13 protein-coding genes and 1 pseudogene are annotated in these 12871 nt (G+C 70.5%); 7 read left to right on the top strand and 7 right to left on the bottom strand.

Features of this window, described 5'->3' with window-relative positions; all coding sequences use genetic code 11:
- The first annotated feature begins 39 nt into the window (after positions 1-39).
- From REH65_RS24310 to REH65_RS24295, 4 genes are all read left to right on the top strand, one after another.
- Positions 40-594, top strand: coding sequence for a vitamin K epoxide reductase family protein (locus tag REH65_RS24310; RefSeq protein ID WP_406693231.1), 555 nt, complete (start codon positions 40-42; stop codon positions 592-594).
- Between the two features lie 99 nt (positions 595-693).
- Positions 694-1134 carry an ATP-binding protein gene (locus REH65_RS24305; protein WP_406689215.1) on the top strand — a complete coding sequence of 147 codons (441 nt, stop codon included), beginning with the start codon at positions 694-696 and terminating at the stop codon, positions 1132-1134.
- Entirely contained in the window at positions 1131-1937 is an 807-nt protein-coding gene (locus REH65_RS24300; RefSeq protein ID WP_281459008.1) for a SigB/SigF/SigG family RNA polymerase sigma factor, read from the top strand. Before REH65_RS24305 ends, REH65_RS24300 begins: the two co-directional genes overlap by 4 nt.
- A gap of 88 nt (positions 1938-2025) precedes the next feature.
- The gene (locus REH65_RS24295) at positions 2026-2178 is read left to right on the top strand and encodes a hypothetical protein (RefSeq protein WP_281459009.1); all 153 of its coding nucleotides are present in this window, start codon (positions 2026-2028) and stop codon (positions 2176-2178) included.
- Positions 2179-2288: 110 nt separating this feature from the next.
- Here REH65_RS24295 and REH65_RS24290 read toward each other — a convergent pair whose 3' ends face one another.
- Positions 2289-3059 carry a M23 family metallopeptidase gene (locus REH65_RS24290; protein WP_406693230.1) on the bottom strand — a complete coding sequence of 257 codons (771 nt, stop codon included), beginning with the start codon at positions 3057-3059 and terminating at the stop codon, positions 2289-2291.
- 531 nt (positions 3060-3590) lie between these two features.
- Between REH65_RS24290 and REH65_RS24285 the strand changes: the two genes are divergently transcribed.
- Together REH65_RS24285 and REH65_RS24280 are read left to right on the top strand one after the other, a co-directional pair.
- On the top strand, positions 3591-3683 hold the full coding sequence (locus REH65_RS24285) for a putative leader peptide (protein WP_406689214.1): 93 nt from the start codon (positions 3591-3593) through the stop codon (positions 3681-3683).
- 81 nt (positions 3684-3764) lie between these two features.
- Positions 3765-4670 (top strand): sulfite exporter TauE/SafE family protein, encoded by a 906-nt coding sequence (locus tag REH65_RS24280; RefSeq protein WP_406689213.1) that lies wholly within the window; start codon positions 3765-3767, stop codon positions 4668-4670.
- A 218-nt stretch (positions 4671-4888) separates the two neighbouring features.
- Here REH65_RS24280 and REH65_RS24275 read toward each other — a convergent pair whose 3' ends face one another.
- Positions 4889-6058, bottom strand: coding sequence for an NAD-dependent epimerase/dehydratase family protein (locus REH65_RS24275; protein WP_281459012.1), 1170 nt, complete (start codon positions 6056-6058; stop codon positions 4889-4891).
- Between the two features lie 142 nt (positions 6059-6200).
- On the opposite strand from REH65_RS24275, the gene REH65_RS24270 reads away from it, so the two are divergent.
- Positions 6201-6659: a GtrA family protein gene (locus REH65_RS24270; RefSeq protein ID WP_406689212.1), complete on the top strand. Its 459-nt coding sequence runs from the start codon at positions 6201-6203 to the stop codon at positions 6657-6659.
- Here REH65_RS24270 and REH65_RS24265 read toward each other — a convergent pair.
- The 5 genes and pseudogenes from REH65_RS24265 to REH65_RS24245 form a co-directional block, all read right to left on the bottom strand.
- Positions 6628-8988 (bottom strand): glycosyltransferase family 2 protein, encoded by a 2361-nt coding sequence (locus REH65_RS24265; RefSeq protein WP_406689211.1) that lies wholly within the window; start codon positions 8986-8988, stop codon positions 6628-6630. The two genes, REH65_RS24270 and REH65_RS24265, sit on opposite strands and share 32 nt — an antisense overlap.
- Positions 8985-9920, bottom strand: coding sequence for an NAD-dependent epimerase/dehydratase family protein (locus tag REH65_RS24260; RefSeq protein WP_406693229.1), 936 nt, complete (start codon positions 9918-9920; stop codon positions 8985-8987). Before REH65_RS24260 ends, REH65_RS24265 begins: the two co-directional genes overlap by 4 nt.
- A 114-nt stretch (positions 9921-10034) precedes the next feature.
- On the bottom strand, positions 10035-10469 hold the full coding sequence (locus REH65_RS24255; protein WP_406689210.1) for an SRPBCC family protein: 435 nt from the start codon (positions 10467-10469) through the stop codon (positions 10035-10037).
- A 215-nt stretch (positions 10470-10684) separates the two neighbouring features.
- A complete protein-coding gene (locus REH65_RS24250) occupies positions 10685-11515 on the bottom strand; it encodes a phosphoenolpyruvate hydrolase family protein (protein WP_281459017.1) in 831 nt (276 codons plus the stop codon).
- 23 nt (positions 11516-11538) lie between these two features.
- Positions 11539-12719: pseudogene (locus REH65_RS24245) on the bottom strand (Tm-1-like ATP-binding domain-containing protein).
- Between the last annotated feature and the right edge of the window lie 152 nt (positions 12720-12871).

Raw genomic sequence — 12871 nt, 5'->3', positions numbered from 1 at the left:
CCCACCGCCGACGCGCGGCCCTCGGCCGTCTCGCGCGGGCTGGCCTGGCTCTACGTCGTGGGCGGCGTGATCGGCTTCGTGTCGGCGTTCGCGCTGGCGGTCGAGAAGATCGAGAAGCTGTCGAACCCGGACTACGTGCCCTCGTGCAGCCTCAACCCGATCGTCTCCTGCGGTTCGGTGATGGACAGCTCCCAGGCGGCGCTGTTCGGCTTCCCGAACCCGCTGATCGGCGTCGCCGCGTTCCCGGTGGTCATCACCGCGGGCGTGGCGGCGCTGGCCGGGTTCCGCCCGCCGCGCTGGTTCTGGCTGGGCATGCAGGCCGGGACCACGCTGGCCCTGGTGTTCATCCACTGGCTGATCGCGCAGAGCCTGTACGAGATCGGCGCGCTGTGCCCGTACTGCATGGTCGTCTGGGCGGTCACCATCCCGCTGTTCTGGTACACGACCCTGCACAACCTGCGGGAAGGCCACCTCGGCGGCGGGCGCGCGCTCGGCGTGGCGCTGAGCCGGTTCCACAGCGTCGTCGTCGTAGTGTGGTACCTCGTGATCGTGACCTTGATCCTGCTGCGGTTCTGGGACTTCTGGACGAGCTGACGGGCCAGGCGTTTGCCCGGACCGCGTCTCGGGTACCAGTTAGCCGCAAGGGCAGGTCACCGCGAGAGACGCCGCTGGCGAGACGAGGTGGTCGGCGAGATGAGCGTGGAACGCGAGGTCGCGCAGGTCGAGCCTGCGACTTCCGCTCCCAACCAGGTCGAGGTCCGGGTCAGGGCGGAACCCGACCAGCTGTCGGTGATGCGAGCCGTCGTGGGCGATCTGGCGATGCGCGCCGACCACGACGTCGACTCCATCGCCGACCTGCGGCTGGCCGTCGACGAGGCGTGCTCGTCGCTGGTGCGCCTGGCCGCGCCGGAGGCGACCCTGGTGTGCCGGTTCCGGCTGTCCGGTGAGCAGCTGTCCATCACCGCTGAAGTGCGCAGCAAAGACGATTTCGGGCCCCGCAAGGACACTTTCAGCTGGCGCGTGCTCAGCGCGCTGGCCGACGCTGTGTCAACCTCGGTCGAGTCGGATCCCACTGCCGACGGCAGTCACCTGGTGCGGATCGAGTTGACCAAGGGACGGACGGCTCAGGTGTGAAACGGGCGGATTCCACGCAAGCGCGCAACGAGCGCTACGACCGGCTGGCGCCGCTGTTCGGCGAGCTCGCGAAGCTGGACGAGGGGGATCCGCGCCGATCCGAGCTCCGCGACCGGCTGGTCACCGAGCACATGCCGGTCGCCGAGCACATCGCCCGGCGCTTCAGCCACCGCGGCGAGTCGCAGGAGGACCTCACGCAGGTCGCGGTGCTCGGCCTGATCAACGCGGTCGACCGCTTCGACCCGGACCGCGGCGTCGACTTCCTGTCCTACGCGGTGCCGACGATCATGGGCGAGGTCCGCAGGCACTTCCGCGACACCGGCTGGGCGGTGCGGATGCCGCGCCGCCTGCAGGAGCTGCACCTGTCGGTCTCGTCGGGCATCGCCCGGCTCTCGCAGGAGCTGGGCCGGGCGCCCACGCCCAGCGAGCTGGGCAAGCACCTGGGCATCAGCACCGACGACGTCTACCACGGGCTGGAGGCGGGCAACGCGTACCGCAGCGCGTCGCTGGACGAGCTGCTCACCGACACCGACGAGATCCCGCTGGGCGACGCCATCGGCTCCGACGACGCCGAGCTCCTGGAGGTGGAGAACCGGGAGATGGTGCGGCCGCTGCTGGAGGAGCTGCCGGAGCGGGAGCGCCGGATCCTGGTCATGCGGTTCTTCCGGGGGATGACCCAGACGCAGATCGCCGAGCAGGTCGGCATCTCGCAGATGCACGTCTCGCGCCTGCTGGCGCGGACCCTGGCGTGGCTGCGGCACCGCCTGGAGGACGACGCGCACGCTCCGCAGCCGACCGAGTGAGCAAGTTGAGTAGAAGAGCGGAGTTCCCGCGGTGTCCCGTCGGCTAGCGTGGTTCTTGATCGAGGCAGAGCAGCCGAGGGAGGACACAGTGGGTGTGCGCATCGACCTGGCCAGGCTCGCGGGGAACACCGACCAGGCGGACCGATCGACCGAGGAACCGACCACCGAACGCCGTCCGCTCCCGCTCCCGCGGCTGCTCCGCCGCAGGCCCGAGACGACCGGCCGGACGCCCGGCTCGTGAGCCGGTGACGCAGTTCTTCACGGGTGAGTAACCGCCCGGGGCCCGTCGGGGGATTCGGACCCCGGGCGGTTGCTTGGGTGGCGCCGAGGGGGCTCGGCGCCTTCGGCTCGCTACGCCAGGTCGATGCCGCGCTCGCGGAGCCACGGCAGCGGGTTGATCTTGGTGCCGTCCTCGTGGACCTCGAAGTGCAGGTGCGGACCGGTGGACTGGCCGCGGTTGCCCATCGTGGCGATCTGCTCGCCGGCTCCGACCCGCTGGCCCTCCTCGGCGACGATCGTGTTCACGTGGCCGTAGACGGTGATCGTGCCGTCGTCGTGCTGCACCCGGACCCACAGGCCGAAGCCGCTGGCCGGACCGGCTTCGACGACCTCGCCGGGCGCCACCGAGTAGATCGGGGTGCCGATGCTGTTGGCGATGTCGATGCCCATGTGGCTGCTGCCCCAGCGGGAGCCGAAACCGGAGGTGTAGGTGCCTTCGGCGGGGGTGTGGAAGCCCGCGGCCTTGCGCGCCGCCTCCTCGGCCGCTCGCTGGGCCTCGGCCGCGGCGATGGCCGCCTGGCGGGCGGCTTCCTCGCGGATGATGCGCTCCGCCTCGATGGCCTTGGCCTTGGCGAGCTCTTGGGCCTCGGGCTGGGCGGGCTGCTGCGCCTGCAGCAGCCGGACGGCCGCCGGGCTGGTCCGGGTCCCGGTGATGGCCGTGCTGAGCTTCTTGGTCTTGGCCAGGGGCTGGACGTCGCGGTCCTGCTCGGAGCCGGCGTTCGCGGACAGCGGCTGACCCACCGCCGCGAACGCGCCTCCGGCCACCACCGCCGCCACAACCTTGTTGCGGATCGGACGACCGGCTGTCGGGGGTAGCCGGTCCTCCTTGCGATGCTTGCCCATCATTGCCTTCCGTCGGGGAACGGTCCGGCCACTCCCGCGTCGGGGGGCGCGGGCAAGAGCTCCTCGGGGAAAGAGATCTTGTCGTGATCGAACCGTGACGTGCGGATCAGAACGTAGCTGACAGTCACAGCAGGCCGCAACTCACGGCTCACTCAGCAGATGGTTAACCCACTCGTGTCGACTATGCGGTGACTTTCAGTGACTCACGAAGATCGCCGTCCGGTAACGACCGAGATCCCCGGACCACCCCCGCGAGCGGGTCCGGCAGCCTCGCGACGTGCTTCATGATTCGAACAGTTCGCGCAGGTCATGCGGACGATCAGAGGTAGATCACCAAGGCGCGCAACGGCAAACGGACCGGCCGCATCCAGGTGGGTGGTCCACAGTGGACGTTCACGGCGAGGTGCGGCGCAAGATCGAATCGGGTGGAACGTGGCATTCGACACAAGCACCACTCGAACGGCCTGGTAGGGCTTCCCGCACTCTGGGAGACCCTGCCACTCGAACGCGCGATCTGTTTGACTGTCCCCCATGACGCCCGGTGATCAGTGGCGGCTGCTGTCGCAGCGCCTCCACGTCGACCTGCGCCGCGTCACCTCCGCACAGTGTCGGCGCTCGAGCTAAGACCTCGGCCCCACCTGTCCGCAATTCCCCTGTACCGCCACGAGCCCGCGCGCTCGTCGCGCCCCGGACCACGGAGACATCGTGCAAGCATTCCTGATCTTCGCGATCGGCGGTTTCATCGCGCAGCTCGTCGACGGCTCGCTCGGCATGGCCTACGGCGTCACCTCGACGACGATCCTGCTCACCGCCGGTCTCACCCCGGCGCTGGCCTCGGCGTCGGTGCACCTGGCCGAGATCGGCACCTCGGTCGCCTCCGGCGTCTCGCACTGGAAGTTCGGCAACGTCGACTGGAAGATCGTGCTCACGCTGGGCGTGCCGGGCGCGATCGGCGCCTTCCTCGGCGCGACCGCGCTGAGCAACGTCTCCACCGAGGCCGCCGAGCCGTGGATGTCGACCATCCTGCTCGCGCTGGGCCTCTACGTGCTGCTGCGCTTCGCGATCCGCCCGCTGCGCCGCCGTCAGCTCACCGGCGTCAGCCCCAAGCTGCTCGCGCCGCTGGGCCTGGTCGCCGGCTTCGTCGACGCCACTGGCGGTGGCGGCTGGGGCCCGGTCGCGACGCCGACGCTGCTGAGCACCGGCAAGGTCGAGCCGCGCAAGGTCATCGGCTCGGTCGACACCAGCGAGTTCCTGATCGCGGTCGCGGCGAGCCTGGGCTTCCTGTTCTCGCTGGCCAACCAGCAGCTGTCCTGGGTCGTGGTGGGCGCGCTGCTGCTGGGCGGCGTGGCCGCGGCCCCGCTGGCGGCCTACCTGGTGCGGATCGTGCCGATGCGGCTGATCGGCGTCGGCGCCGGCGGTCTGATCGTGCTGACCAACGCGCGGACCCTGATCAAGGCCTTCGACCTCCCGGCTCCCACCCCGACCGCCATCTACGGCGCGATCGTGGTCGCCTGGGTCGCGGCCCTGGCCTACACCATCCGGGTGATCATCGGCGAGCGCCGCGAGATCGAGGAGCTCGAGGAGGACGCCCCCGCCCCGGCCCAGAGCTGACCTGGGCGGATCGACGGTTCCGGGTGGCCCGGGGCGCTTCGCGGGGGCTGTTGACCGGCGTTCACGCGGGGTTCGAGATTTACCCACGTGCCGTATCGCCGCGATCATCCGAACGAGCTAATGTTCAGACCTGCCGCGTGGAAGCCCCCCGACACGCGGTGAGGCGCCCCGGGCCGAACAGCCCGGGGCCACCTTCTCCGTCCTGCTCCTCCGCGCGCCTACTTCTCCGCGCGCAGCGGGTTGGCGGCGTTGCGCCAGTTGACCGTCGGCCGCATGGCCGCCAGGTCCACGCGGTCCTTGTGCCCGTCGGCCACCTTGAACAGCGACTCGATGAGCGTGTTGGACAGCAGGTGCGGCTGCAGGCCCAGCTCCACCAGACCGGTGTGCTTGACGTTGTAGTAGTGCTCGCCCTGCTCGACGCGCGGGTTGTCGACGTACTCGATCTCGACCTGGCCGTCGAAGTTGTTGGCGATGGTCTTGGCGATCTCGCCGACCGAGTAGCTCTCGGTGATCTGGTTGAACACCCGGAACTCACCGCGGTCGGCCGGGTTCTCCGCGGCCAGCCGGATGCACTCCACGGTGTCCCGGATGTCGATCATGCCGCGGGTCTGGCCGCCCGGCGAGTACACCGTCAGCGGGTGACCGAGCACGGCCTGGATGACGAACCGGTTGAGCACGGTGCCGAAGATGGCGTCGTAGTCGAAGCGGGTCGCCAGCCGCGGATCGCGCACCGTCTGCGGCGTCTCCTGCCCGTAGACCACGCCCTGGTTGAGGTCGGTGGCGCGCAAACCCCAGATGCGGCAGGCGAACTCGATGTTGTGGCTGTCGTGCACCTTGCTCAGGTGGTAGAACGAGCCCGGCTTCTTCGGGTAGAGCATCCGGTCGGTCCGCCCGTTGTGGGTGACCTCCAGCCAGCCCTCCTCGATGTCGATGTTGGGCGTCCCGTACTCGCCCATCGTGCCGAGCTTGACCAGGTGGATCTCCGGGTCGATCTCCTGGATCGCGAACAGCACGTTGAGGTTGCCGACCACGTTGTTCTGCTGGGTGTAGACCGCGTGCTTGCGGTCGATCATCGAGTACGGCGCCGCCCGCTGCTCGGCGAAGTGCACGATGGTGTCCGGCCGGAAGTCGGCGATCATCTCGTAGGTGAAGTGCTCGTCGACGAGATCGCCGTAGTAGTGCTTGATGGTCTTGCCGGAAACCTCGTTCCAGGCGTTCAAGCGGACCTGCATGGACTCGATCGGCACGAGGCTCTCGACGCCCATCTCGTGGTCATAGCCCCGACGGGCGTAGTTGTCCGCCACGGCGACCTCGTGGCCGCAGTCGGACAAGTGCAGAGCGGTCGGCCAACCGAGGTAGCCGTCCCCTCCGAGGACGAGGATTCGCACGCCTGTCTCCCTCTTTTCAGCCGTTAGTGCAGCGTGAACAAAACGAATGCTCTCATCTCCCGGGCGCGCCAAGAAGACCACGCTCAGCGATCGGTATCGTGCAGCCCAGCACACTTGCGCATGAATCTCGTTGGAGGAACACGTGGCGCAGCCGACGACGACCGGCCGTGCCCGCTACTGGCGGTTGATCAGTCGGTTCGCGGCTGCGTCGGTCGTGGCCACCGGCATCAGCCAGGTCGTGTTCCTGCTGACCTACTCGCTCGGCGCGAGCCCGGTGGTGTCGACGGTGCTGGCGTGGCTGGCCGGGGCGATCCCGAACTTCACGCTGAACCGGCGCACCTGGGGCGGCGGTGGCCGCGAGGCGCTGCGGGGCGAACTGCTGCGCTACGGCGCGATCTCGGTCGGCACCGCGCTGCTGGCCGCGGGCGCCACCCACCTCGCCGAGATCGTGGCGACCTCGGCGTTCCCCGACACCCGGCCCGCCCAGGTGGCCGTGGTGTGGGGCGCCTTCATCGGGACCTACGCGGTCATGTTCGTGGTCAAGTTCGTGCTCATCGACAGGCTGGTCTTCACTCGCCCACCGCAGCAGGCCGCTCGGTGACGGTCTCGACCGCCGGAGCCGGGGCGCCGGTGTTGCGGCGCTCCCGCCACCAGGTGCCGAGCACGACCTTGGCGTAGCGGTAGCCGTACTTCCAGCTCGAACCCTTCTTGCTCTCCCCCGCGCTGCGCGGCAGCATCCGCATCGGCTGCTCCAGCACCCGGTAGCCGTGGCTGAGCAGGCCGACCAGCAGCTCCGAGGACTGGTACTGCGGCTGCTGCAGCGTCACCGAGTTCGGCACCTCGACCCGCATGCCGCGGAAGCCGAACGAGGTGTCGGTGATGCGCTGCCGGGTCAGCGCGCTGACGATCCACGCGAACACGTAGGTGCCGACGCGGCGGATCAGCGCCGGGCGCTCGTTGGAGCCCAGCCGCCGCGAGCCGCTGACGAAGTCGGCGCGGTCGGCGATCAGCGGCTCCAGCAGCATCGGCAGCTCGGCGATGTCGTACTGACCGTCGGCGTCGGTGGTGACCACGTAGCGGGCGCCCCGCTGCTGGGCCAGCCGGTAGCCCAGCCGCAGCGCCGCGCCCTGCCCCCGGTTGGTGGGGGCCACGCAGGTGCGGGCGCCGTGCCGGAGCGCGACCTCGGCGGTGCGGTCCTTGGCTCCGTCGACCACCACGAGGGTGTCGACGTCCAGGTCGCAGCAGCGCGAGGGGATCGAGTCGAGCACGTCGCCGATCGACTCCTCCTCGTTGTAGGCCGCGATGAGCACGACCACCGGCGCGAACCGGTGCTCGCCGTAGCGGCTCGCGTACTCGTCGAGGGCGTCGGAGTCCACGTCGTCGGGGAAGGACGTCAGCATCTGGCTCTCCTCGGAGGGCGTCGATCGGTGCGGGATGCGGCCGGGCGGGGTGCGGCCGGGCGGGATGCGGCCGGGCGGGGTGCGGCCGGGCGGGATGCGGATGGTCTGGGGTCGGCCGAAGAGCGCGGTGGCGCCCAGGGCGCCCGCCAGCGGGATGAGCACGAGTCCGGGCAGCTGGTAGCGCCAGGAGAACTCCATGACCGAGGCGGTCAGCAGCACGGTGATGGCCAGACCGGCGGGCAGCAGCGTCACCGCGCGCAGCCCGCTGCGCCGGGCCCGGCCGAGTCCCGCGACGGCCGCGGCGGCCAGCAGCAGCGCGCCGCCGAGCAGGATTCCCGGGGTGTAGCCGCCGCCGAGCTGGTAGCCGCGCAGGAACGAGGTGAGCTCGTGTTCGGCGTGCAGGTCGCTGCCGTCGTGCAGCTCGGCCCACTCGCGGGTGTACCAGTCGGGCGCGTACAGCGGGTGTTCGAGCTGGAACTGCCAGCGGTCCAGCGGCACGTCGCCGACGGTCTGGGTCCGGGTGGGCGCGAAGCCCTTGAGGAAGTCGCGGGCCACGCCGCCGGCGATGTCCAGCGGCTGGTGCAGCACGACCTCGCGGGTCAGCGACTTCTGAGCGGCGTTGACGTCCATGCCCTCGGGCAGCAGGTTGTCGACGTTGGCCTGGACGTCCCACAGGTGCAGGTAGAAGTCGATGCCGAGCTCTTCGCGGACCTCGTGCGGTTCGCGCGGGCAGATCAGCCGCTCCTCGCGGGTCAGGTCCAGTTCGTCGCAGTTCGCCACGACCGCGGCGCGGCCGAACAGCGCTCCCCCGCCGCCGGAACCGCCGACGCCGAACTTGCCGGCGACGAGCGCGCCGTAGAGCGCGTAGACCAGCACGGCGGCGCCGAACCCGACGACCAGGGCGCCGGTGGCGATCAGCCGCGGCCGCCAGCCCTCCCGGGGGCGCAGACCGGCCGCGAGCAGCACGAACACCGCGGCGGGCACCACCAGCGTGAGGCCGACTGAACGCACCATCACCGACAGCGCGAGCACCCCACCGGCGACGGCGGCGACCTTCGGCGTCGGCGGCCCCCACCAGCACAGCAGGTACACCGCGACCAGCAGCAGCACCTGGAACAGCAGGTCGGACATGATCAGCTGCTCGATCTGCAGCTGGTAGGCGTCGAGCAGCACCGGGGCGGCGGCCGGCGCGGCCAGCCACTCGCGCACCCCGAAGCGGCGCAGCAGGACGTAGATGCCGACGCCCAGGCCGATGCCGAGCAGGTGCTGCACTGCGGCGACACCCGCCAATCCGCCGATGCCGAGCAGGTCGCCGAGCCCGAGCAGGGGCCACAGGAACCACTCGTAGCCGACCGGGTTGATGCCGCCGGGGTGGAACACGCCGACGTCGTCGAGGTAGCGGAACGAGTCGATGTAGAGCAGCGCCGGCCGGTAGGCGAGCTGCGTGACGATCCGCAGCACGACCCCGGCCAGCACCAGCAGCGCCAGCAACCAGTGCCGGCGCAGCACGCGCGCGAGCGCGGTCGTCACCGCGCTCCGCTGGTGAAGTCGGCCCAGACGGTGCGCAGCCCGTCGGTCAGCTCCACCGCCGGCTCGTACCCGAGCTCGCGCTGCGCCTGCGACACGTCGACGATCACCGCGGGCATCTCGCCGTTCTTGGCGGGCACGTGGGTGACCGGGATGTCGATCTCGGTGGCGGCGCGGACGGCCTCGATGAGCTGCAGCACGGTGATCGACTCGCCGGAGCCGATGACCGCGGTGCCGGTGTACTGCTTGTCCCAGGCGGCCAGCACGCCCTGCACCACGTCGTCGAGGTGCACGAAGTCGCGGCACTGCGAACCGTCGCCGTAGACCTCGACGCCGTCGCCGGACAGCGCGGCGCGCATCAGGCGCGGCACGAAGCTGTCCTTGTGGCCCATGCCGGGGCCGTAGATGTTGGTGAACCGCAGCGCGCAGGTCGTCATCCCGTAGGCACCCGCGTAGCCGGACAGCAGCATCTCGCACGCGGCCTTGGTGGCGCCGTAGGGCGTCAGCGGGCGGACCGGCAGCGCCTCGGAGATCGTGCCGTGCCCGATGTCGCCGACCACGGCGTTGGTGGAGGCGAGGATGAACTGCCCGACCTCGCGCTCGCGGGCCAGCTCCAGCAGGTGCTGGGTGACCTCGACGTTGTTGGCGTAGGTGGCGGCGGGCTGCTCGACGGACTTGAGCACCGAAGTGATCGCGGCGAGGTGCACGATGCCCGCGCAACCGGGCGCCACGGCACGCTCCCGCACACCGGCCTCGCGCAGGTCGCCCTCCACGAAGGTCACCCGGTCCCGGAGGGATTCGGGCGGCGACTGGAGGTCGACGATGGTGACGGGCGTGCCGCGTTCGAGGAAGGCGCGGACCACGGCTCGGCCGACGAAGCCGGAGCCTCCGGTCACCACGACCCGGTCGGAGTCGTTCCGGTCAGGGTGAGCGATGGGGGTGGGGCTTGGCACGCGCCCGACTCTAACCGGAACGCCCGATCGGAATGTCCGAGGCCTTCACTTCTGCCGCTGCTCCCGCGGGGACGGTCAGCGGTGGAACGTCCCGCCTCAGCCCGCCAGGTGGGCCGCTAGTCCTTTCAGACCCGTCGCGTAGACCCCTCGGGCGAACGTCTGGTCCATCTCGGCCTCGACGTCGGCGTCGGAGTCGAAGTCGGCGAACCACTCGACGAAGCTGTGGCCGGTGGCGGTCACCGGCAGCACGTGGATCGTGGAGCGGTAGCTGCGCACCGGGAACGGGCTGGTCACGAACTCGTAGGTGCAGCTGCGCGCGACGTCGTCGAGGGCCACGAGCCGCTCGCGCACCTCACCGCCGTCGCCGAGCACGAGGTGCCGCACGCACCCGACGCTCGCGGCGTCGCGGCCGTCCTCGATCTCGCTGGAGGCGATCGCCGGGTGCCACACCGGGAGCCCGTCGAAGTCGCGGACCACCTCCCACACCTTCTCGACGGGGGCTTCGACGACCGCGCTGGCGAAGCTGCGCATGGTTCCTCCTCGGAATCGGTTCGAAGTGGCGGAGCCACTTTCCCTTCTCGGTGAGCGCCCCAGCAGCTGGCACCGCCGGGGGTTCTGAGCGGCTTCGTGGCGAGCACGCCGCGACGCCGTGCATCGGCATGCATCAGGAGTGGCGCGCGGAGTCCGCGGAGCCGCTCAGGTTCCCCCACCCGCACCGCTGATCAAGCCGAGGCCCAATACCGCCTCTAGAACTTGATGTCGGTGAACGCCTTGGTCTGCTCGGTGAGCGCTTTCTCCGTCGGGAGTCGTTCCATGCTGCTGGCGCCGTAGAAGCCGTGGCAGCGCTGGGTTTTCGACAGGACGTAGGAGGCGTCCTCGGGCATCGCGATGGGCCCGCCGTGGCAGAGCACCAGCACGTCGTCGCGGACCTCGGCGGCGGCCTGCGACCACTCGTCGATGAGCCGGACGCAGTCGTCGAGGTTCTTGGCGGTCTCCGCGCCGATCGCGCCGCCGGTGGTCAGTCCCATGTGGCAGACGATGATGTCGGCGCCCGCCTCGGTCATCACCCGCGCGTCGTCGGCGGAGAACACGTACGGCGTGGTGAGCAGGTCGGCCTCGCGGGCGGCGGCCACCAGCTCGACCTCCAGGCCGTAGCCCATGCCGGTCTCCTCCAGGTTGGCCCGGAAGGTGCCGTCGATGAGCCCCACGGTCGGGAAGTTCTGGATGCCGGCGAACCCGAGGTCCTTGAGCTCGCGCAGGAACCGCTCGCGCAGCATGAACGGGTCGGTGCCGTTGACCCCGGCCAGCACGGGTGTGCGCTGCACGACCGGCAGCACCTCGCGGGCCATCTCGACGACGATGTCGTTGGCGTTGCCGTAGGCCAGCAGCCCGGCCAGCGAGCCGCGCCCGGCCATCCGGTAGCGGCCGGAGTTGTAGATGACGATCAGGTCGATGCCGCCGGCCTCCTCGCACTTGGCCGACAGCCCGGTCCCGGCCCCGCCGCCGACGATCGGCTCGCCGCGCTGGGCCTTGGCGTGGAACTCGCGGAGCAGGTCCGCGCGGTCGAATCCGTTCATCGCCCCTCCAGTGTCGGTACTGCTCACAGGATTTCACGGAACGCGGCGAGCAGCGCCGTGACGAACTCCTCGTCGTTGACGTTGTTCTCGACCCGCAGCACGCGGCGGTCCTCGGTCTGCTCGACCTCGCGCTCCAGCGTCTCGAACAGCGCGGCGTCGGCCTCGGGGTCGTGGAAGGGCCGGCCGGGAGCGTCCAACATGGACACACCGCCGGTCGGCAGCAGGAACCGGACCGGGCCCTGGCAGGCGTTGAGCTTGCGGGCGAGGAACGAGCCGATCTCCCGGCACTCCTCGGGCGTGGTGCGCATCAGCGTCACCTGCGGGTTGTGCACGTAGAGGTTCCGGTCCCGGTAGCGCTCCGGAACCGTCTCGCGCGCACCGAAGTTCACCATGTCCAGCGCGCCGCACGAGCCGACGTAGGGCACTCGGTGCGGGCGATGGCGTCGAGCCGCTGCTCGCCCGCGCTCATCACGCCGCCCGCGACGAGGTCGCAGACCTCGGTGGTGGTGACGTCCAGGACCGCGTGCACCAGGCCGTCGTCGACGAGCTTCTCCATCGCCCGCCCGCCGGTCCCGGTCGCGTGGAACACCAGCGGGTCGAACTCGGCTTCGAGCCTGCCCGCCGCTGCGGTCACGCAGGGCGTGGTGACCCCGAACATCGACAGCGCGACGGCGGGCTTGTCCTCGACCTGCGGCATCGGGTGGCTGATCGCGCCGAGCAGCGCGTGCGCGGCGTTGGCGAGGACGCGGCGGGAGATCCGGTTCAGCCCGGCGACGTCGGTGACCGACGGGAACATCGCGATGTCGGTGGCGTCGACGTAACCGGAGGTGTCGCCGGAGGCCACAGTGGACACCATCACCTTCGGCACGCCCACCGGCAGCACCCGCAAGGCTGGCGTGACCAGCGCGGTCCCACCGGAACCGCCGAGCCCGATGACGCCGTCGACGTCGCGCTCGGCCAGGAAGCGGGTGAAGGCGGTGGCCATCGCGGTCACGGCCGATCCGCGGTCGCCGGTGAACACGGCGTCGACGCCGCCCGGGTGGTGCGCGGCGACCTCGGCGGCCGGGACGTCGGCACCGGAGCTCTCACCGGAGGTCGACAGGTCGACGGTGACGACGGGGTGCCCCCGGGCGATGAGATCGGCGACGTAGTCGAGCTCCGCGCCCTTGGTGTCGAACGTCCCGGCGACGTACGCGCTGCCCATTCGCGACCTCCGTGCTGCTCGTCATCGAGAACAACCCGGGAGGGGACTCTACTGTCGATCGCCGCCCGGGCAACAGAAAACGGCCCCCGGCCGAAGCCGGAGGCCGTTCCCGGGACTTCCGCCCGACAGGACGTCAGCCCAAAAGGGCGTCC

The organism is Saccharopolyspora sp. ID03-671, from assembly GCF_045278815.1.
GTDB classification, from domain to species: domain Bacteria; phylum Actinomycetota; class Actinomycetes; order Mycobacteriales; family Pseudonocardiaceae; genus Saccharopolyspora; species Saccharopolyspora ipomoeae.
This window is presented reverse-complemented; position numbering and strand designations above follow the sequence as displayed.

Coding starts and splice junctions, on each gene's coding strand:
- REH65_RS24285 (WP_406689214.1), top strand. CDS start 3,591: ATGACGCCCGGTGATCAGTGGCGGCTGCTGTCGCAGCGCCTCCACGTC.
- REH65_RS24250 (WP_281459017.1), bottom strand. CDS start 11,515: ATGAACGGATTCGACCGCGCGGACCTGCTCCGCGAGTTCCACGCCAAG.
- REH65_RS24290 (WP_406693230.1), bottom strand. CDS start 3,059: ATGGGCAAGCATCGCAAGGAGGACCGGCTACCCCCGACAGCCGGTCGT.
- REH65_RS24305 (WP_406689215.1), top strand. CDS start 694: ATGAGCGTGGAACGCGAGGTCGCGCAGGTCGAGCCTGCGACTTCCGCT.
- REH65_RS24255 (WP_406689210.1), bottom strand. CDS start 10,469: ATGCGCAGCTTCGCCAGCGCGGTCGTCGAAGCCCCCGTCGAGAAGGTG.